This is a genomic window from Microbispora sp. CA-135349 (assembly GCF_050947365.1).
In the GTDB taxonomy this organism is placed as follows: Bacteria; Actinomycetota; Actinomycetes; order Streptosporangiales; family Streptosporangiaceae; genus Microbispora.
The window spans coordinates 2,562,737-2,582,629 of the sequence record NZ_CP192001.1 but is presented as its reverse complement, the minus strand read 5'-3'; the positions used below and the strand labels follow the sequence as shown (position 1 = coordinate 2,582,629).

Genomic DNA, 19,893 nt, shown 5'->3' with positions numbered 1-19,893 from the left:
GGCGGATTCACCGCCGGTGCGAGGGAATGTGCCGACGGCGGCGAACGCACCGCGGCGTCGACGGGCTCAGTCCACCGCGGCGGGGGCGACGGTGACGCCGAGCATCCCGGGGCCGACGTGCGCGCCGAGGACGGGGCCGATCTCGGCCACCCACATCCGTACGAGCCTGGGCAGCCGTGCGGTCAGCCCCTTGGTGAGCGCCTCGGCCCGTTCGGCCGCCATGAGGTGCTGCACGGCCACGTCGACCGGCCGGTCCCCGGCCGTCTCCACGGCCAGATCCTCCAGGCGGGACAGAGCACGGCTCGCGGTGCGGACCTTCTCCAGCACGCCGATCTCGCCGTCGGCCATACGCAACAGCGGTTTGATCGACAGCGCCGACCCCAGGAGGTTGGTCACCCGGCCGATCCGCCCGCCGTGCCGCAGATAGTCGAGCGTCTCCACGTAGAAGAACGTGCTCGTGGCAGCGGCCCGCCGCCGGGCCACGGCGGCCACCTCGGCGGCGGGGGCTCCCGCGACGGCCGCCCGCGCGGCGGCCAGCACCGCGAAGCCGAGCCCCATCGCGATCGACCCGCTGTCGACGACCTCCACCGGCACGGGGGCGTCACGCGCGGCGAGACGAGCGGAGTCGGCGGTGCCCGACAGCGCGCCGGACAGGTGGATGGAGACGACCTCGGAAAAGCCGTTCGCGGCGGCCCGCCGGTAGACGTCCGCGAAACGCTCGGGGGGCGGGCGCGAGGTGACGATCGGCGAGCGGTCCTTGAGAGCGTGTGCGAGCAGGTTCGCGTCGAAGGGGGTCACGTCGTCGACTTCGCCATCCCCCAGGACCACCTGAACCGGTACGACGGTGACGTCCCACCTACCGGTCGCCTCGGCGCCGAGGTACGCCGTGGAATCAGTGACGACAGCGACAGACGGTGACATATCGCGAGATTACCCAGGGCTGATCGCCTGGCAACCTGGTCATGAACTCAGATGACGCGGCGCCGGTGGAGACGCCGGCGCGCGCCGAGGCCGGCCGCGGCCGGCCTCCGGCGGTCTCGGCGCGAGGGCCCCGGCCGGGCGGGGGCGTCACTGAACGGGGACTCCACCCCGCCACACGCGACGCGGCTTGAGGCCGAACGACCAGGCGAACGCGCCCTCGTGGTCGGCGTCCCACTGCACGATGTCGGCGAGGCGGCCGGGCGCGAGGATGCCGCGGTCGGGGGCACCGAGGACCTGGGCGCCGCCCAGCGTGGCGGCCCGCAGGGCGTCTCCGACGCTCATCCCGAACGCCGCCACCGCGAGGCTGATGACCAGGGACATCGAGGTGATACCGCAGTGGCCGGGGTTGTGGTCGCTGCCGAGCGCCACCGGGACGCCCTGGGCCAGCATCCGCCGCACCGGCGGGAGGTGGCCCACCTGCAGGGCCGCGCCCGGGCAGACGACGGCGGGCACGCCGTACCTCGCCATCAGGGCGACGTCCTCGTCGGAGGCGTGGTGGAGCAGGTCGGCGGAGGCGCAGCCCATCTCGGCCGCGAGCTGGACGGCGCCGCGCCGGTTGTACGCGCCCGCGTGGATCCGGGGCAGCAGCCCGACGTTGCGGCCGGAAGCCAGCACCCAGCGGGCCTCCTCCGCGGTGAAATGACCGTCGTCGCAGTAGACGTCCACGCTGTCGGCCCCGGCGCCGGCGGCGTCCGCGCACCAGGAGGCCACGGCCTCGACGTAGTCGCGCTGGCGGCCGAAGTATTCCGGCGGCACCACGTGGGCGGCCAGGAACGTGACGTGGACCCGCGGCATCATCGGCTCTTTCTCGAGCTCGCGCAGCAGCCGCACGTCGGCCAGCTCGCCGTCGCGGGTCAGGTGGTAGCCGGTCTTGGCCTCGACGGTCGTGGTGCCGTTGAGCAGCCACTCGCGCAGCCGTTCGCGGACCCCGTTGCACAGTGTCCAGGGGTCGGTGCCGCGCGTCACGGTGACGGTCGATCCGATGCCGCCGCCCGCCGCCGCGATGGCCGAGGCGCTGGAGCCTCCGGATCGCATCGCCATCTCGGCGTACCTGTTGCCGGCGTACACGGGATGGGTGTGCGCGTCGATGAGGCCGGGTGTGACGAGAGCGCCGCCGAGGTTCTCCACGTGGTCGACGTCGACGATGTCGTCCACAACTCCGGGAACGCTCTGCGGGAGGTCCGCGGCGCGGCCGACCCATGCGATCCGGTCGTTGTGCACCAGAATCGCGGCGTTGCTGCAGACGTCGTGCCCGGTCCACAGCCGGCCGATGTTGGTGAGAAGGCGAACGGTCATCCGACCACCTGCCGAACACCCCTGGACGACGAACGGCCCCCGCCTGCGGGCGCCTGGCCCGCCGGGTCCGCTGCGTGTCCGGACGTCATGGGGGGTCTCCTGCCTCATCGCGCACCGATGTTGTGCGATGACCCTACCGCCGGGATCTCGAACCCGGACGATTTAGTTCAGTTACGGTATTTCACCGGTGGGCCGGATGTACAGAGTTGGCGACAGAAACGCACGTCGATCTCATGCGCATCGAACGCATCAGTCGTCTCACACGCTGCGGAGAGATCAGGATCGCCGATGCCGATCCCATGTCCGCGAACGCCTTGGAAAGGGTGACCACACTGCCTGGTGTCATGTTGTTACCCACGCCATAAGGTCCCATTAGGCTTTCCTTATCGTAGCAAGGGCAACCGTTGGCGGGCCACCGACACGCGGAAGGTGACCCGCCGATAAATGGCGTCAGACGGTCTCGACGGGCTTGGCCACCCGGTCCAGCTCCGCGTACAGGTCGGCGAAGACCCGGGCGTGCAGGACGGTGCCGTCGCCGGTGTGCTCCAGCGACAGGACCTCGCCCTCGTCGTGCGCCCGCGCGATCAGGTCGCCCCTGTCGTACGGCACCAGCAGCCTGACCTCGTGGTCGAGGCGGGGCAGCTCGCGCTCGATCATCGACATCAGCTCGGCGATCCCGGTCCCGGTGCGGGCGGAAACGACCATGCTGTGCCGCTCCTTCATCGTCAGCCGGGTCAGCACGACCGGGTCGGCGGCGTCGGCCTTGTTGACGACCACGATCTCCGGGATGTCCCGCGCGCCCTCGATCTCGGCCAGCACCTCGCGGACCGCCGCGATCTGCGACTCGGGATCGGGATGCGACCCGTCCACCACGTGGAGGATCAGATCGGCGTCGGCCACCTCCTCCAGCGTCGAGCGGAACGCCTCGACGAGCTGGTGGGGCAGGTGCCGTACGAAGCCGACCGTGTCGGCCAGCGTGAACAGGCGGCCCTCGGGCGTACGCGCCTTGCGCACGGTGGGGTCGAGGGTCGCGAACAGCGCGTCCTCGACCAGCACGCCCGCGCCGGTCAGCCGGTTGAGCAGCGACGACTTGCCGGCGTTGGTGTATCCGGCGATCGCCACGGCCGGCACCTCGCGGGCCTGCCTGCGGTGCCGCATGGTCTGCCGGGCGGTCGACATCTCCTTGATCTGCCGCCGCAGCTTGGCCATGCGCTCGCGGATCCGCCGCCGATCCAGCTCGATCTTGGTCTCACCGGGGCCGCGGCCGCCGATGCCGACGCCGCCCGCGGCGCGGCCGCCGACCTGCCTCGACAGGTTGCCACCCCAGCCTCGCAGGCGCGGCAGCAGATACTGCAGCTGTGCCAGCTCGACCTGCGCCTTGCCCTCACGGCTCTTGGCGTGTTGCGCGAAGATGTCGAGGATCAGCGCGGTCCGGTCGATGACCTTGACCTTCACGACCTCTTCGAGCTGACGGAGCTGACCGGGGGTCAGCTCGCCGTCGCAGATCACGGTGTCGGCGCCGCTGGCGGCGACGATGTCGCGCAGCTCGATCGCCTTGCCCGATCCGATGTAGGTGGCGGGGTCGGGCCGGTCCCGACGCTGGATCAGACCCTCCAGCACCTGGGAACCGGCGGTCTCCGCCAGGAGCTTCAGCTCCTGCAGCGAGTTCTCCGCGTCCAGGATGGTGCCACCCGCCCAGACGCCTACCAGGACCACACGCTCCAGGCGGAGCTGGCGGTACTCGACTTCGGTGATGTCTTCGAGCTCTGTCGACAGACCCGCAACGCGGCGGAGCGCCTGGCGCTCTTCCAGTTCGTAATCGCCCACGGCGAAGTCTTCGGGCTCGTTTCGCATATATGTCATCTCTACTAGACAGAACAGCCGGACGCGCCGATGCCTTCCCGGCCCCGGAGCGCCCTTCGTCGATGGTGACACGACCGCCGGGACGTACGCACTCCCTTATGTGCCCGATCCTGGTGAGCCCGGTTCCGATGAGCCCAGTTCGGGGCCGGGAGTCGCGCGGCACGGCGGCCCGGCCCGCACAGGCCTGCGGTGCCGGCGGACGGTCCCGGAAGGTGCCTGCCCCGGTCGAGCGAACCGGCCCATTCCGGTTTCGGAACGACCATGGCCGGCACCGCTCGCCGCCCGTTCGTGCCGATATCCACGGCGTGCCGGGCCGACGATCTTTAACGGGCCGCACGGGCGGGATTCCATGATTCCTCTGGACGCGAAGATTTCGATCTGTAGCGTATTGCCCGGCTTGTGGGCCGCCGTAGCAGCACACTCCCAGTCGATTTTCATCCGGCTGCCCGCACCAGGATGTCGGGCCGATCAGAGAACGTGAATCAGGAGGAAAAACGTGTCGAATTTTGAAGCCGATCTGCGGCGGGCGGTGCGCGGACGGGTGCTCGTGCCCGGCGACGACGACTTCGAGGCGGCCCGGCTGCCCTGGAACCGGGCCGTGGACCAGCAGGTGCGGGCCGTCGTGGAGATCGAGGACGCCGCGGACGCCGCCGCCGTGGTCCGGTACGCGAAGCAGGCCGGTCACGCCGTGGCCGCGCAGCCGAGCGGGCACGGCGCCACGACCCGGCTCGACGGGACGATCCTGGTGCGCACCGGACGGCTGCGCGGTGTGGAAATCCAGCCGGAGCAGCGGACCGCCCGGGTCGAGGCCGGCGTGCAGTGGGGCGAGTTGCTCAGCGCGACCGGCAAGCACGGGCTGACCGGCCTGCCCGGCAGTTCCCCCGTCGTCAGCGTGACCGGCTACACGCTCGGCGGCGGGCTCGGCTGGTTCGCCCGCAGGCACGGCTGGGCGTCCGGCGCCGTACGGGCCTTCGAGGTGGTCGACGCGGACGGCGAGGCCTTACGCGTGACGGCGGACTCCGACCCCGACCTGTTCTGGGCCCTGCGCGGCGGCGGCGGCGACTTCGCGCTGGTGACGGCGATGGAGCTGGACCTGCACCCGGCACCCCTGCTGTACGGCGGGCGCATGCTGTGGCCGGCCGAGCGGGCGCCGGAGGTGCTCGCCGCGTACCGCGAGGTGACCTCGACTGCGCCCGCGGAGCTGACCGCCTGGTTCACGATGGTGAAGTTCCCCCCGTTGCCCCAGGTCCCCGAGCCGCTGCGCGGCCTCTCCGGGGTCGCGGTGGACTCGACGTTCCTCGGCGGTGAGGAGGAGGGGCGCGACCTGCTGCGGCGGTTCGAGGACATTCCCGGCATGATGCTCGACACCCGCGCCGTGATGCCGCTCGACGCCCTGGGCGGCATCTGCGCCGAGCCGACGCAGCCGGTGCCCGGCGCGGGCCGCGGCGAACTGCTGACCGGGCTCGGCGACGCCGTGGGCGCCGATCTGCTCGCGGCCGCGGGCGACATCGCCCCCCTGGCCTCGGTGCAGGTGCGCCACCTGGGCGGCGCGGTGAGCCGGCCCGCCGACGGCGGCGGAGCGGCCGGACCCATCGCCGAGCCGTACCTGCTGGGCATGATCGGGCCGATCATGTCGCCGGAGAGCGGTCAGGCGGTCGCCGCGCGGCTGGCGGACATCGCCCGGGCGATGGCGCCGCACACGACCGGCCGCAAGCCGCTGACCTATCTGGGCGGTGGCGAGACGGCCGTCTCCGCGTTCGACCCGGACACCCTGGCCCGGCTGCGGGAGATCAAGCGTCGCCGCGACCCCGCCGGCGTCTTCCGCTCCAACCAGTCCGTGCTCGCGTGACGCGATCCGCGGCCCGAAGGCCGCTCCCGCCCCTGAGGCCGGAGCGCCGCGGACGGCCGCGGTAGCGCCGCGTCAGAGCTTGTGCACCTCGGCGTCGCCCGATCCGGTCCTGATCGTGATCGTGTGCGGCGCCGATTCGTCGTCCGGCACCTCGATCCTGCGGTCGCCGCTCCCCGTCGACGCGTTGACGTTGTAGGTGCCGTCCGGCACCCAGAGCCGGCCGTCGCCCGACCCGGTCACGGCCTGCACCTGGTCGGGTACGGCGGTGAACCGCAGCGTGATGTCCCCCGATCCCGTGCGGGTGTTGACCTGCTTGGCGGCGAGCCCCCGCGCGTCGACGTCGCCCGAGCCGGTGGAGGCGTTCACCTGGCCGGTGACGTCGCGCAGGGTGAGGTCTCCCGACGCGGTGTCGATCTTCATGGTGAGACCGCGCGGCACCTCCACCTCGTAGTCCACCGAGCAGTTGTCGCACTTGTAGGCCAGTGTGAGCGTGTCCCCCTCGACGGAATGGCCGTCCTTGGGCTTGTCTCCGCGCCAGTGCAGGGTCTCGGTGACGTGGACGCCGGACCTGTCGCTCTCGTTCACCACGATGTCGCCCGACCCGGTGCGGGTGTCCAGGACGGTCACCTTGTCCGTCACGTCGTAGGACTCCACGGCCTGCTGCCCGCCGAAGCCGATCCGCACGTCGCATGCCGTGACGACGAGGCTCATTCCCAGGACGGCCCCCGCGACGGCCATCGTCTTGTTTCTCATGTCCTCGATCTTCAGGGATGCGTACGCCGTCTCCCATCGGGGAATCCCCGGACCGTCCCCTGAGGAACCCCCGGCGTTGACCCCCTGCCGTCGCCTGAAGTAGCGTCAATTCCACCATTCAGAACCAGTTTTCCGGAAGGTGGAAAAGATGGAAAACGTCGAGATCAAAGGCCCCATGCTGGACCGGTTCGACGAGATCCTCACTCCCGAGGCCCTCGGCTTCGTGGCCACCTTGCACCGCGAGTTCGACCCCAGGCGCAGGGATCTGCTCGGCGCCCGGCAGGCGCGGCAGGAGGAGCTGTCCGCCGGCGGCATGCTCGACTTCCTTCCCGGGACCGCCCACGTCCGGGAGTCCGAGTGGCGGGTCGCCCCGCCGGCGCCGGGGCTGGAGGACCGCCGGGTCGAGATCACCGGTCCTGTCGACCGCAAGATGACGATCAACGCGCTCAACTCGGGCGCCAAGGTGTGGCTGGCCGACTTCGAGGACGCCAACTCCCCGACATGGGAGAACACGGTCAACGGGCAGCTCAACCTGCGCGACGCCCTCGACCGCGCGATCGACTTCTCCTCCGGCGGCAAGACGTACGCGCTGCGGCCGGACGAGGAGCTGGCCACGATCGTGGTCCGCCCGCGCGGCTGGCACCTGCCGGAGAAGCACATCGTGGTGGACGGCTCGCCCACGTCCGCCTCGCTGGTCGACTTCGGGCTCTACTTCTTCCACTGCGCCACCCGGCAGATCGGCAAGGGCCGCGGCCCGTACTTCTACCTGCCGAAGATGGAGTCGCACCTGGAGGCGCGGCTCTGGAACGACGTGTTCGTCCGGGCCCAGGAGCTGCTCGGCATCCCCCGGGGGACGATCCGGGCGACCGTGCTCATCGAGACCTACCCGGCGGCGTTCGAGATGGAGGAGATCCTCTACGAGCTGCGGGAACACTCCGCGGGCCTCAACGCGGGCCGCTGGGACTACCTGTTCAGCGTCATCAAGAAGTTCCGCACCCGGGGCCGGGAGTTCCTGCTGCCCGAGCGCAACGCGGTGACGATGACCGCGCCGTTCATGCGCGCCTACACCGAGTTGCTGGTGCGCACCTGCCACAAGCGCGGCGCGCACGCCATCGGCGGCATGGCGGCTTTCATCCCCTCGCGCCGCGATCCCGAGGTCAACAAGGTCGCGCTGGAGAAGGTGCGGGCCGACAAGACCCGCGAGTCGGGTGACGGCTTCGACGGCTCCTGGGTGGCCCACCCCGACCTCGTGCCGATCTGCCGCGAGGTGTTCGACGGCGTGCTCGGCGACCGGCCCAACCAGCTCGACCGGCTGCGCGAGGACGTCCACGTCACGGCCGAGGATCTGCTGGCGGTGTCCAAGACCCCCGGTGAGATCACCGAGGCCGGACTGCGCAACAACGTGGACGTCGGCCTGCGCTACCTGGCGGCCTGGATGGGCGGCAACGGCGCCGCAGCGATCCACAACCTGATGGAGGACGCGGCGACGGCCGAGATCTCCCGCTCGCAGGTCTGGCAGTGGATCCACAACGACATCACGCTGGCCGACAGCGGCGCGGTGGTGACACGGGAGCTCGCCGAGCGGATCATCGAGGAGGAGCTGGCCCGGATCGCCACCGAGCCGGGTTACGACGAGCGGCTCTACGCACAGGCCACGGCGCTGTTCAAGGAGGTCGCCCTTGACGACGACTTCGCGGAGTTTCTCACGCTGCCCGCGTACGCGCGGATGCCGTGACGATGTGAGGGGAAGCCGATGCCCGGGCTCGAACGGCTGACGGCGCGGCTGGCCGCCGTGCTCCCGGCCGACGCCGTCGTCACCGACCCCGTACGGCTGCGCACCTACGAGTGCGACGGGCTGACCAACCACCGGGCGACCCCCGGGGTGGTCGTGCTGCCCGAAAACGCCGAGCAGGTCGCCGCGGTGGTGCGGCTGTGCGGCGAGCACGGCGTGCCGTTCGTCGCCCGGGGGTCGGGCACCGGCCTGTCGGGCGGTGCCCTCCCCCGCACGGACGGCGTGCTGATCGTCACCTCGCGCATGCGGCGGATCCTTGAGATCGACATCCCGAACCGCCGGGCCGTGGTGGAGCCCGGGGTGACGAACCTGGCCATCACCGAGGCGGTCCGCGACCGGGGCTACTACTACGCCCCCGACCCCTCCAGCCAGCAGGTCTGCTCCATCGGCGGCAACGTGGCGGAGAACTCGGGCGGCGCGCACTGTCTCAAGTACGGCTTCACGGTCAACCACGTGCTCGCCGCCGAGGTCGTCACGCCCGACGGGGAGATCGTGGAGCTGTCCGCCGACGACCCCGGCTACGACCTGCTCGGCGCGTTCATCGGCTCCGAGGGCACGCTCGGCATCGCCACCACGATCACCGTACGGCTGTCGCGGGCGCCCGAGGCGGTCACGACCCTGCTCGCCGCCTTCACCGGCATCGAGGCCGGCGGGCACGCGGTGTCGGCGATCATCGCGGCGGGCGTCGTGCCCGCCGCGATCGAGATGATGGACGCGCTGGCGATCGAGGCGGCCGAGGCCGCCGTCCACTGCCGCTACCCCGCCGGGGCGGGAGCCGTACTGGTGGTGGAGCTGGACGGCCCGCGGGCCGAGGTGGAGCACCAGTTCGCCGCCGTGGAGCGCATCTGCCGCGACAGCGGCGCCTTCGAGATCCGGGTGGCCGCCTCCGCCGAGGAGCGGGCGGCCATCTGGAAGGGCCGCAAGTCGGCGTTCGCCGCCGTCGGCCGCATCAGCCCGGCCTACATCGTGCAGGACGGCGTGGTGCCGCGGACCGCGCTGCCGAGCGTGCTCGCGGGGATCGACCGGCTGCAGGAGGAGTACGGCATCCGCGTGGCCAACGTCTTCCACGCGGGCGACGGGAACCTCCATCCCCTCGTGCTGTTCGACGACTCGGTGCCCGGCGAGGCCGAGCGCGCCGAGGCCGTCAGCGGGCGCATCCTCGACCTGTGCGTCGAGCACGGCGGGTCGATCACCGGGGAGCACGGCGTCGGCGTGGACAAGGCCCGCCACATGCCCCGGATGTTCACCGAGGACGACCTCGACACCATGCAACTCGTGCGGTGCGCGTTCGACCCGGAGGGCCTGGCGAACCCGGGCAAGATCTTCCCCACCCCGCGCCTGTGCGGGGAGGCGCCGGGAGTGCGCAGAGGCGCTCATCCCCTGGTCGAGACCGGCCTGGCGGAACAGTTCTGATGGACGGGCAGGTCTGATGGACGCGCGGGACGTCTGGGACGCGCTGGAGGCGACCGGTGTGGCCGTGCGCGCGGCGGGCGACGGGGACGAGGTCGCGGGCGTGCGGCCGCGCCGGGTGGCGCTGCCCGAGTCGGCCGAGGAGATCGCGGCCGTGATGCGGGTCTGTGCCGCGCACGACCTCGCCGTGGTCGTGACCGGCGGCGGGACCAAGTTGCACTGGGGCGCCCCGCCCGCCCGCTGCGACGTGCTTGTCGACCTGTGCCGCATGAACCGGGTGCTGGAGCACGCGGCGGGCGACCTGGTCGTGCGGGCACAGGCCGGGGTGACTCTGGAGGCGCTGGCCGGCGCGCTCGCCGGGGAGAACCAGGAGCTCGCGCTCGACGTGCCCGTGCCCGGCACCACGGTCGGCGGGCTGCTGGCCACCGGCATCGCCGGGCCGCGCAGGTTCCGGTACGGCACCGCCCGCGACCTGCTCATCGGTGTCACGGTCGTGCTGGCCGACGGAACCATCGCCAAGTCGGGCGGGAAGGTCGTCAAGAACGTCGCCGGATACGACCTCGGCAAGCTGTTCACCGGCTCGTACGGCACGCTCGGGATCATCGCGGACGCGACGTTCCGCCTCCATCCCCTGCCCGCCGCCCGCGCCTGGGTGACGGCGACAGTCGAACGGCCGGTGACCAAAACGAATGGGACCTGGACGACGGAGGACGGCCTGACCTTCGAGACCCTCACCACGGACCTGGCCGGATCTCTGGCGGCGGCGGTCCCCGCGGTGACCGAGTCGCAGCTGGAACCAAGCGCGGTCGAGATCGACTGGCCGGACGTGGACGGCCCCTGCACCCTGGCCGTCCTCCTCGAGGGCGCCGCCGCAGGCGAGCGCGCCAAGACACTGTGTGAACTGCTGGGCGAGCTAGTGGGCGAGACGGCGGAGGTGACCGAGGAGCCGCCGCCGTGGTGGGGAGGCCTCCCGGAGCCGCCGGAAGGGGCTGCCGGGCCGCCCGGCGCGCGGTCCGAGGTCCAGGACGGCGGGGAGATCCTGCTGGAGGTCAGGAACGCGCCCACCCTTCTGGCCGAGACCCTCCTTGCCTTCTCATCGGCGGCCCGGGTCACAGGCTCCCGAGCGGCCCTGCGAGGCTCGCTCGCCGCACAGGTGCTCCACGTCGCCCTGCCGCCGGACACCGAGCCGGCAATGGTCGCCGGGTTCACCTCCCAGCTGCGCGCCGACCTCGGCGAGCAGGCAGGCGTGGTCGTGCTCGCCGCGCCCCCAGAAGCCGGGCGCCGCCTCGACCGGTGGGGGCGCGTCGGCGCGCTGCCGCTGATGCGCCGAATCAAGGAGCGGTTCGACCCCGATCGGCGGCTGTCCCCCGGACGATTCGTCGGAGGTATCTGAATGGACCCCGAGCTGATCAGGGACTGCGTCCACTGCGGGTTCTGCCTGCCCACCTGCCCGACGTACGTGCTGTGGGGCGAGGAGATGGACTCCCCGCGCGGACGCGTCCACCTCATGGGCCAGCGCGTCGAGGGCACGCCGCTCACCGACGCGATGGCCGGTCACTTCGACGCCTGCCTGGGCTGCATGGCGTGCGTCACCGCGTGCCCGTCCGGCGTCCGGTACGACCGCCTGATCGAGCAGACCCGCGCGGTCGTCGAGCGCGAGCACGTGCGCCGCCCGGACGAGCGCGCGATCCGGGCGCTGGTGTTCGCGTTGTTCCCCTACCGGCGCAGGCTGCGGGCGATGCGGCTGCCCATGCGGCTGAGCAGGCGCCTGCGGCCGTTCCTCGAACAGGTGCACCCCTCCCTCGGTGCGATGGCCGAACTGGCGCCCGGCGTCCCCCGGCCCGTACGGCTGCCGCCGCTGGTGCGGGCGAGGCGACGCCGCAGGGCGCGGGTCGGGCTGCTCACCGGCTGTGTGCAGGGCGAGTTCTTTCCGCAGGTCAACGCGGCGACGGCCCGGGTGCTCGCGCTGGAGGGCTGCGACGTGGTGATCCCGCCCCGGCAGGGCTGCTGCGGGGCGCTGTCGCTGCACGCGGGCCGCGAGGCCGAGGCGCGCGGGTTCGCCCGCCGCACGATCGCCGTCTTCGAGCGTGCCGGGGTGGACGCCGTGGTGGTGAACGCGGCGGGCTGCGGGTCGAGCATGAAGGACTACGCCGAGGTGCTGGCCGGCGAGCCCGGCTGGGCGGCCCGCGCGGAGGCGCTGCGGACCCACGACCTGGCGGAGTTCCTGATCGAGCTGGGACCTGTCGCCGCGCGTCACCCGCTGCCGGTCGCGGTCGCCTACCACGACGCCTGTCACCTGGCCCACGCCCAGGGCGTGCGCGCCCAGCCGCGCGAGCTGCTGCGCGCGATTCCCGGGCTGGAGCTGCGGGAGGTCGAGGAGTCCGCGATCTGCTGCGGGTCCGCGGGCACCTACAACCTCTTCCAGCCGGAGGCGGCCCGCCAGTTGGGCGACCGCAAGGCCGAGCGGGTGCTCGCCGCCGGCGCCGAGGTGCTGGTGTCGGCCAACCCGGGATGCACGATGCAGATCGCGGCCGCCGTACGCAGGGCCGGCAAGGGGGAGATCAGGGTCGCGCACACGGCCGAGGTCCTCGACGCCTCGCTGCGCGGGCTGGATCCCGGCATGCTGGGACGGTCGCCGCATTGAGGATGACACGGCCGAGGAGGAGAACGCGATGAGCGTGCAGAGCGTCGACCGGGCGCTGGACGTGCTCGAAGCACTGTCCGAGCACGGCGGCCAGGCCGGTCTGTCGGAGATCGCGGCCACGACCGGTCTGCCGTACGGGACGATCCACCGGCTGTTACAGACGCTGCTGGCCCGCGGGTACGTCCGGCAGGAGTCCGACCGTCGCTACGCCCTCGGCGGCGCGCTGGTGCGCATCGGCGGCGTGGCCGAGCGGATGCTCGCGGTCTGGGCCGAGCCCTACCTCGCGAGGCTCGTGGAACTGTCCGGCGAGACCGCCAATCTCGCCGTGCTGGAGGGCGACTACGTCGTCTACGTGGCCCAGGTGCCCTCGCCGCGCAGGCTGCGGATGTTCGCCGAGGTCGGGCGCCGGGTGCTGCCGCACAGCACGGCCGTCGGCAAGGCCCTGCTGGCGGAGCGGGACGACGCGGCGGCGGTGTTCCGGCGCACCGGGCTGCCCCGCCGTACGGACCGGACGATCACCGAGATCGGAGAACTGCTGGAGGAGCTCGACCGGGTGCGCGCCCGGGGATACGCGCTCGACCTGGGCGAGGAGGAGAGCGGGGTGCACTGCATGGCCGTGCCGGTCCACGACGGCGGGCGGACCTTCGCGGCGATGTCGGTGTCCGGACCTGCCGAACGCATCGACGCGGTCGACCGCGAGGAGCTCGCCGCGATGCTGCGCAAGGTGGCCGAGGACTTCGGCGCCGCCGTCTTCCGCCCCTGACGGTGTCTCCGATCGGTCAGTATGGGCACATGTGCCGAAGCATCAAAACCCTGCGCGCGCCCTTCACCGACGAGGTGACCGAGGAGGACATCCGGGCGGCGGCCCTCCAGTACGTCCGCAAGATCTCCGGCTTCCGCGCGCCCGCCGCGCACAACGCCGAGGCGTTCGACCGCGCGGTCGAGGAGATCACGCAGGCCAGCGCGGCGCTGCTGGCCTCCCTCCAGGTCCGCGGCTCGGCGGCCCGATAGCACCGGCGTCCACGCGCGGGGTCCACGCGTGAGAGGTCCGAGCACGGGGTCCAAGCGAACCGCAAGTGCCGGGCGCGACAGTGGCCGCATGGGTATGATCTCCGACTTCCTCATGGCCCGGCGGCTGCGCAAGGGGCCCACGCTGCTGCTGCCGTACGCGCCCGACCCCGCGACCGTGCTGCGGACGGTGCGGCTGCACGACCCGCAGGCCGGGCCGTACGGGCGAGGCTTCAAGATCGGCGAGAACGTCGAACTGCGCGGGCCGATCCGGCTGACCCCGGAGCTGGCGGCCAGGGCCGGCCTGCCGGCGGGCTGGGCGGCCGCGTTCTTCGCGCGCAACATCGACAGCGAGGAGGGCGGCGACTTCTCCCGGCCGGGCCTGCTCGTGCGGGGCCTGGCCGAACGGCTCGGCGGCCGGGAGCACCCGGAGTGCCAAGAGCCGCCGGAGGACCTGGCCGAGGTCACCGGCGGGCGGCCGATCCCGGTGGACGAGCTGATCGCCCTGCTCGCGGACGACCTGCCCGGCCTGGCCGTCACGACGGTGACCGACGCCGGCACGACGCTGCTCACCAGCGCCGAGAGCCCGATCGAGGTCTTCGTCAACGAGTGGGACGCGGACGACGTGACCTACGAGCTGTCCGCGGACGGCGGCTACGGCACCGAGATCCCCGCCGCCGCCCGGCGGGCCGCCCTCGCGATCGTCGAGCGCACGGGCGGGGTGGCCCGCGACCACAACGGATTCCTCATCACGGAGTGAGCACAGCGGGTGGACCCGGCCCGGCGGCCGACCATGCCCGGGCTTCTCGCGTCTCTTCGGGTCCACGGGACGCCGGCCCCCGCCTCGCCCGCGCAAGGAGTGATTGCCTGTCCTGACTGGAACGCTTTGCAGCAGCCGGTAAGCATGTCAGGATAAATGATCGCATCGGCGGTTCCGAGGGAAAGGGGGCGGACCGGTGCCACCTGCGATCGTCGGGCATGAAGGTCCCCTTGCCGGTCAGCGTTTCCCGATCGACGACAAGCCGATCACCTTCGGTCGCAGAGGCGACAACAGTGTGGTGATCACGAGTGAGAGGGCCTCGCGCTTCCACGCGGAGGTGCGCCGCGAGGCCGAGGGCTACGTGCTGCTCGACCGAGGCAGCAGCAACGGGACGCTGGTCAACGGCAGGCGAGTCACCACGCACGTGCTCCGGCCCGGCGACACGATCGCCATCGGAGGAGAGACGTTCCGCTTCGAGGCGTTCGACGACGCCGAGACGGTCATGGACACCGCCCTGATGCAACGGTTCCGCCGGTCGTTCCCGGACGTCGAACCGGAGCAGGTCCTGCACGTCACCATCTCCGGCGGCGGGCCCGTCGGGCTGGCCTTCGCCCTGCTCCTCGAACACCTCATGGGGCAACGGGTCACCATCACGATCTACGACGGCCGCTGGACCGAGGACGGTCCGCGGATCGTGTGGAAGAACGCCACGCAGGGCAACAACCGGCGGCAGCAGGTCGTGACGGTGCAGAGCCGCCAGTATCTGAACCTCCCGGAGGACGTCCAGTCGCGGCTGTTCACCGAGGGGTCCTACAGCGAGATGTGGCCGGCCGGTCCGGACTCGATCCGCGGCTACGGCCCGCGGAACATCCGGATCGCCTACATCGAGGACACCCTGCTGGAGATGGCGAACGAGAGGTCCGCCCGCATCCGCCTGGTGCCCGAGATATTCGACGCCGCGGAGCGCCAGGACGCCGTGGCCAAGGAGCACGTGCTCGTCATCTGCGAGGGAGGGCGCTCGCGGACCCGCGAGCACTTCACCGACAGGTTCGGCCGGGCCGACGACTCGATCTTCTCGCTCGACGGCCGGCACCTGCAGGACGTGGTGCTGGGGCTGCGGGTGAAGTCCAGCCTGCCGGACCCGGCGATCGTGCTGCTGACCGTGGCGCAGAACCGGTTCCTCCTGAACTCCCTGCGCGGCGAGGGCTTCCTGAACATGCGCCTCACCGACGACGAGGCCGCGGAGGTCGTCGGCATCGACCCCGTCCGGCACGTGTTCGAGGAATGCGTCGCCTCCAGTCCCTGCCTGATGGAGCGCACCAAGGACGGCGACTTCCACTGCTCGACCCACCACACGCTGTTCCTGCCCGCCCTGATCAGGGGTTCGGAACTGTGGAGGCGGGCGAAGGAAGGGCTCGCGCTCTTCGGCGTCGCCGACGGCGACGTGAGCGCGGTCACCGCCTTCCGGCTGGACATGGTGCAGCGGCCGCGGTTCACCGCCCGGTTGTACTCCCCCACCTCGACCACCCCGGGGACGTACGGGTTCCTCCTGGGAGACGCGGCCAACGCGATCCACTTCTGGCCGGGGCGGGGCCTCAACAGCGGCCTGGCGTCGGCCATCTCGCTGGCCCGGTCGCTCAACCGCAACTGGCGCGGCAGGCCGTTGCGGGACGCCGACTTCGTACGGCACGAGGCGGCGATGTCGATGCTGCAGTATCGGCACAAGAGCCGCGCGTGGAACGCGATGGTGACCACCGACGAGCAGGGGGTTACCCGGGCGATCAAGGACACGATCGTCCAGGGCATCGAGGAGGGCCGCGCCGCCCCGGACCGGGAAGCGGACATCGACGCCCTGATGGAGCGCCTGCGGCAGATCCGCGACCGCCTGTCACCACGTGTTCCCGGCATGCCCGACGACGCGACCCTCATCAGGCACCTGCGCGAACTGCGGAGCGAGACACTGCGTACCCTGCTGGTGAGCGGAGCCTGGGAGACGCTGACGGTCGGCGGCGAGGAGGTCGACATCGACATCTTCGACCAGCCGGTCTCCGCGGCGTCCCCCGCGACGTCCCCTGTCGAGGGGGCGCTCGTCGCGCGGCAGGCGGACGGACAGCCCAGGCGGCCCGGCGAGACGCCCTCCGGCTGACGTCGCTGCGGCGAACCACGGAACCGGCCCGGGCCGTCCGGCGGAGTAGGGGTGAAGGGCGCGACGGCGCCCACGGAAGGATTCCCCCTATGAACGGATACAACGGGTGGTGAGGACGGTCTCCGTTGACACGCGCCTTCCCTCAACCGCGACGGGTCGCCGGTCCGACAGCACCCGCGACGCTGACGAGGCGAAAGGCAGCGGGCCGGAGCACGCCCTGGCGACGTATCCCGGCGCCGACGGCGACGAGCCGAGCGACGCCGGGCTGATCGAGGCGTCGCTGACGTCGCCCGAGCGGTTCGCGGGCGTCTTCGACCGGCACGCGGACGAGATCCACGCCTACGCCGGTCGCCGTCTCGGCCCCGAGCACGCCGACGACGTGACGGCCGAGACGTTCCTCGTGGCGTTCCGCAAGCGGCACCGCTACGACACCTCCCGGCCGGACGCCCGGCCCTGGCTGTACGGCATCGCGGCGAACCTCATCTCCGGGCACCGCAGGTCGGAGGTCCGCCGCCTGCGGGCGCTCGCCCGGGCGCCGCACGACGCCGGGGAGCGCGGCTCGCACGAGGAGGAGCGGGGAGCGGAACGGGCGAGCGCCGCCGCGCTGCGGCCCGCGCTCGCGGCCGCCCTGGCACGGCTGTCGGCCGCCGAGCGCGACCTGCTCCTGCTGGTCGCCTGGGCCGACCTCTCCTACGAGGAGGCGGCCGAGGCGCTGAAGATCCCCATCGGCACGGTCCGCTCGCGCCTGCACCGGGTGCGCACGAAGCTGCGCCGCCATCTCGACCTTCCCGAGGAGAACGTGTGATGACCGACGAGATCGACCTGGTGGCGCGTGAGCGGCCCGACGTCGCGCCCTACTCCCTGGCGGCCAAGGCGGCCGTGCGGCAGCGGCTGGCCGGCCCCGCGGGGCGGCCCGCCCGCCCGCGTCCGCGTCCGTACCTGTTCCTGGCGGGCGGGACGGCGCTGCTCGCCGCGGCGGCCGTCGCCGCGGTCGCCACCGTGCTGACGCAGCCGGAGGCCCGGCCCGCGACGGTGAGCCCGGGGGTCGTGACACTGCCGGAGGTGTCGGCCATGTCGGCCGAGGAGGTGCTGGGCAGGGCGGCCCGCGCGGTGACCGATCTGTCCTTGCGCGACGACCAGTTCGTCAAGGTCGGCTCCCAGACGATGTACGAGGCCACCGTGGTCGGCGAGAACGAGAAGGAGTCGCGCTACCTCTACCGGACGAAGCGGACGATCTGGCTGTCGGCCGACGGCACGAGGGACGGCGCGCTGAAGATCGAGCATCTGGACCCCCGCGCCTACCCCGGCTGGCCGATCCCGCCGGAGGCCTACAAGGAGAAGGGCACCGAGTGGATGCGGCTCCCGGCCTGCGACGGCGTGCGGGACACCGCCTACACGAACCTGAAGAAGCTGCCCGCCGACCCGGAGAAGATGCGCGCCTACCTGTACGACCGGCCGCACGGCGACAATCCGCCCGACGCGGGGGCGTGGACGGCCGTCGGCGACCTGCTGCGGGAGACGTACGTGCCGGCGCCCCAGCGCGCGGCGCTGTTCGAGGCCGCCGCCACGATTCCCGGGGTCACGGTGACCGAGAACACCGAGGACGCCGCCGGACGGACCGGCATCGGCGTCGGCCGGGTCTCCGGCGGGGTGCGTCAGGAGATCATCTTCGACCCCTCCACCTACGAGCTGCTCGGGGAGCGCGGCATCGTGGTGGACGAGAAGGAGGCGAAGGCGCCCACCGGCAGCCTGGTGGCCTCGACCGCCCAGCTGGAGACCACGGTCGACGACACCGCACCCGAGGTGAAGGACGCCCAGGCCGGCTGCGGCTGACAGATTCGCCCGTCCCGCCGAGGCGACCTCCCCTAAGATCGCCTTCTTTGTGCGGAAAGGGCACCGGGTGTTGAGAGAGCGGGCAGGCTGGATCGCGGCCGGGGTCTACCTGGCGACCTCGGCCGTCGGCGCCGTGGTCACGGCCGTCACCGGACGTCTCGACGCCCTCTGGGTGACCGTCCTGTGGTATCCGCTCGACGACGACTCCTCGGGCGGCCTCGCCGAGGCGCCCGAGGTGGCCACGGTGGGTCTCCTCACGATCCTCGCGCTCAAGACCTGGATGCTCCGCCAGGTCTTCACCCTCCCCCCGCGCGCGCCGCGGCCCGCCGACCGGCGGACGGTCTGGCTGCGGCGCCTGCTGTACCTGGCCGTCGCCCACGCCCTGATCCCCCCGCTGCCGGCCGTACGGCTTCCCGGCGTCGTCGCCGAGGCGCTCACGGTTGCCCTGTGGTGCCCGCTGCAGGTGCTGTTCGCGCTGGCCCTGCGCGGACGGCTCCGGGTGGTCGCGCTCGTCTGCGCCTGGCCGGGGTCGGCGGGCCTGGCGATGATCGCGATGGAGGAGGTCCCCGGGGTTCGTGCGCCCCGGTTCCTCGTGCTCGCCTGCCTGGTCATGGCGGCGGCCTGGCAGGTGGCCGTCCTCTTCGGCCAGCACCGCGACGGCCGCTGGAGCCGCGACACCGTCACGGCAGGCTGGCGCCACGTGACCGTGACGCTGGCGACCTTCCTCGCCGCCATGGCCGTCCTCTGGGCGTTCACCCACGCCACCGTGCCGCTGACGGAGCTGCTGGAGGAGGTCGACGTCTTCCTGGCGGTGTGGCTGGCCCGCTCCGCCCGCGAACTCACCGGCCCGCGCGGCACGCCCCCGGAACCTGCGCCGCTCCGGCCGTCCGGGCCGGTCCTGCTGGCGGCGGTCCTGCTGCCGTTCCTCGTGCTGGTCGGGCCGGAGGAGACCGCGCGCCCCGCTTACGACGGCTCGTGGTACGACGCCGGGCCACCCGAGGCGTCGCGGTCCGAGGACGGCGCGCGCGCGGACCACGAGAGCCACGTCGCGGAGGCCAATGCCCGCTGCCGGGACCCCTGGCCCCGGCTGCGGGCCCGGCGGCAGGGCACGGCCGCGTACTTCCTGTTCGAGGGCGGGGGATACGGCGTGTACGACCCGGACGACACCACCGAGGAGGGCGAGGGCGCCTTCGACGCCGCGGTGGACGACGGGTTCGTCGCCGCGGCGGGCAGTTCGGTGGCCGTGGTGACGTACGGCGAGAACGAGCCGATGTGCCTGACCGTGAAGGCGTTCGGCTCCGCTCCCCCGCTGCGCCTGAAGGGCTGGAGGCAGGTGGCCGAGGTCGGCGTCGTCAGCCGCAGCGGCCGCCTGGAGGTGCCCTCGTACGCCGACGGCGGCGACGAGGGCGCCGGAGCCCGGCTGCCGAACCTGGCGGTGAAGGGCCCCGGACGCTACCGGCTGCGGGCCTATGCCCGGGGAGCCGAAGGTGCCGAGGAGCACCTGGTCGTCGTGTTCCCCGGCCGGTCGGCCGAGAAGGTCGTCTACCGTTGAGCGGGG

General features: G+C 72.2%; 16 protein-coding genes. 12 read left to right on the top strand and 4 right to left on the bottom strand.

Annotated elements, in window-relative coordinates; all coding sequences use genetic code 11:
• Positions 1-66: 66 nt before the first annotated feature.
• From ACQPZZ_RS12190 to hflX, 3 genes are all read right to left on the bottom strand, one after another.
• Positions 67-921 (bottom strand): DegV family protein, encoded by an 855-nt coding sequence (locus ACQPZZ_RS12190; RefSeq protein WP_432931648.1) that lies wholly within the window; start codon positions 919-921, stop codon positions 67-69.
• 147 nt (positions 922-1,068) lie between these two features.
• Complete coding sequence (hutI, locus tag ACQPZZ_RS12185; protein ID WP_363646490.1) at positions 1,069-2,277, bottom strand: imidazolonepropionase; 1,209 nt, start codon at positions 2,275-2,277, stop codon at positions 1,069-1,071.
• A gap of 450 nt (positions 2,278-2,727) precedes the next feature.
• On the bottom strand, positions 2,728-4,140 hold the full coding sequence (gene hflX / locus ACQPZZ_RS12180; RefSeq protein ID WP_432931645.1) for a GTPase HflX: 1,413 nt from the start codon (positions 4,138-4,140) through the stop codon (positions 2,728-2,730).
• A gap of 496 nt (positions 4,141-4,636) precedes the next feature.
• On the opposite strand from hflX, the gene ACQPZZ_RS12175 reads away from it, so the two are divergent.
• Positions 4,637-5,989, top strand: coding sequence for an FAD-binding oxidoreductase (locus ACQPZZ_RS12175; RefSeq protein ID WP_432931643.1), 1,353 nt, complete (start codon positions 4,637-4,639; stop codon positions 5,987-5,989).
• 72 nt (positions 5,990-6,061) lie between these two features.
• On the opposite strand, the gene ACQPZZ_RS12170 is transcribed toward ACQPZZ_RS12175, so the two are convergent.
• Positions 6,062-6,742: a DUF4097 family beta strand repeat-containing protein gene (locus ACQPZZ_RS12170; protein ID WP_432931641.1), complete on the bottom strand. Its 681-nt coding sequence runs from the start codon at positions 6,740-6,742 to the stop codon at positions 6,062-6,064.
• 148 nt (positions 6,743-6,890) lie between these two features.
• Here ACQPZZ_RS12170 and aceB point away from each other — a divergent pair, with 148 nt between their 5' ends.
• The 11 genes from aceB (at position 6,891) to ACQPZZ_RS12115 (ending at position 19,887) form a co-directional block, all read left to right on the top strand.
• Entirely contained in the window at positions 6,891-8,477 is a 1,587-nt protein-coding gene (gene aceB / locus ACQPZZ_RS12165) for a malate synthase A (protein ID WP_432931639.1), read from the top strand.
• A gap of 18 nt (positions 8,478-8,495) precedes the next feature.
• Entirely contained in the window at positions 8,496-9,947 is a 1,452-nt protein-coding gene (locus ACQPZZ_RS12160; RefSeq protein WP_432931637.1) for an FAD-linked oxidase C-terminal domain-containing protein, read from the top strand.
• 16 nt (positions 9,948-9,963) lie between these two features.
• On the top strand, positions 9,964-11,337 hold the full coding sequence (locus tag ACQPZZ_RS12155) for an FAD-binding oxidoreductase (protein ID WP_432931635.1): 1,374 nt from the start codon (positions 9,964-9,966) through the stop codon (positions 11,335-11,337).
• Positions 11,338-12,588: a (Fe-S)-binding protein gene (locus ACQPZZ_RS12150; protein ID WP_432931633.1), complete on the top strand. Its 1,251-nt coding sequence runs from the start codon at positions 11,338-11,340 to the stop codon at positions 12,586-12,588. It abuts the gene before it with no gap.
• A 28-nt stretch (positions 12,589-12,616) separates the two neighbouring features.
• On the top strand, positions 12,617-13,351 hold the full coding sequence (locus ACQPZZ_RS12145; protein WP_432931631.1) for an IclR family transcriptional regulator: 735 nt from the start codon (positions 12,617-12,619) through the stop codon (positions 13,349-13,351).
• Between the two features lie 29 nt (positions 13,352-13,380).
• A complete protein-coding gene (locus tag ACQPZZ_RS12140; protein ID WP_363646499.1) occupies positions 13,381-13,599 on the top strand; it encodes a DUF2277 domain-containing protein in 219 nt (72 codons plus the stop codon).
• Between the two features lie 88 nt (positions 13,600-13,687).
• Complete coding sequence (locus ACQPZZ_RS12135; RefSeq protein WP_432931629.1) at positions 13,688-14,356, top strand: hypothetical protein; 669 nt, start codon at positions 13,688-13,690, stop codon at positions 14,354-14,356.
• Between the two features lie 196 nt (positions 14,357-14,552).
• Positions 14,553-16,502, top strand: coding sequence for an FHA domain-containing protein (locus ACQPZZ_RS12130; RefSeq protein ID WP_432931627.1), 1,950 nt, complete (start codon positions 14,553-14,555; stop codon positions 16,500-16,502).
• A gap of 109 nt (positions 16,503-16,611) precedes the next feature.
• Positions 16,612-17,307, top strand: a complete 696-nt coding sequence (locus ACQPZZ_RS12125) for an RNA polymerase sigma factor (protein WP_432931625.1) — start codon at positions 16,612-16,614, stop codon at positions 17,305-17,307.
• Positions 17,307-18,335: a CU044_5270 family protein gene (locus tag ACQPZZ_RS12120; protein ID WP_432931623.1), complete on the top strand. Its 1,029-nt coding sequence runs from the start codon at positions 17,307-17,309 to the stop codon at positions 18,333-18,335. The genes ACQPZZ_RS12125 and ACQPZZ_RS12120 overlap by 1 nt, the downstream gene beginning before the upstream one ends.
• Before the next feature lie 70 nt (positions 18,336-18,405).
• Entirely contained in the window at positions 18,406-19,887 is a 1,482-nt protein-coding gene (locus tag ACQPZZ_RS12115) for a hypothetical protein (RefSeq protein ID WP_432931621.1), read from the top strand.
• The last annotated feature ends 6 nt before the right edge of the window (positions 19,888-19,893 follow it).

Bases quoted from the DNA above. Each gene is read 5' to 3' on its own strand.
- ACQPZZ_RS12170 (WP_432931641.1), bottom strand. From the start codon at position 6,742: ATGAGAAACAAGACGATGGCCGTCGCGGGGGCCGTCCTGGGAATGAGC.
- ACQPZZ_RS12160 (WP_432931637.1), top strand. From the start codon at position 8,496: ATGCCCGGGCTCGAACGGCTGACGGCGCGGCTGGCCGCCGTGCTCCCG.
- ACQPZZ_RS12145 (WP_432931631.1), top strand. From the start codon at position 12,617: ATGAGCGTGCAGAGCGTCGACCGGGCGCTGGACGTGCTCGAAGCACTG.
- ACQPZZ_RS12120 (WP_432931623.1), top strand. From the start codon at position 17,307: ATGACCGACGAGATCGACCTGGTGGCGCGTGAGCGGCCCGACGTCGCG.
- ACQPZZ_RS12190 (WP_432931648.1), bottom strand. From the start codon at position 921: ATGTCACCGTCTGTCGCTGTCGTCACTGATTCCACGGCGTACCTCGGC.
- hflX (WP_432931645.1), bottom strand. From the start codon at position 4,140: ATGACATATATGCGAAACGAGCCCGAAGACTTCGCCGTGGGCGATTAC.
- ACQPZZ_RS12135 (WP_432931629.1), top strand. From the start codon at position 13,688: ATGGGTATGATCTCCGACTTCCTCATGGCCCGGCGGCTGCGCAAGGGG.
- ACQPZZ_RS12140 (WP_363646499.1), top strand. From the start codon at position 13,381: ATGTGCCGAAGCATCAAAACCCTGCGCGCGCCCTTCACCGACGAGGTG.
- ACQPZZ_RS12155 (WP_432931635.1), top strand. From the start codon at position 9,964: ATGGACGCGCGGGACGTCTGGGACGCGCTGGAGGCGACCGGTGTGGCC.
- ACQPZZ_RS12150 (WP_432931633.1), top strand. From the start codon at position 11,338: ATGGACCCCGAGCTGATCAGGGACTGCGTCCACTGCGGGTTCTGCCTG.
- aceB (WP_432931639.1), top strand. From the start codon at position 6,891: ATGGAAAACGTCGAGATCAAAGGCCCCATGCTGGACCGGTTCGACGAG.
- hutI (WP_363646490.1), bottom strand. From the start codon at position 2,277: ATGACCGTTCGCCTTCTCACCAACATCGGCCGGCTGTGGACCGGGCAC.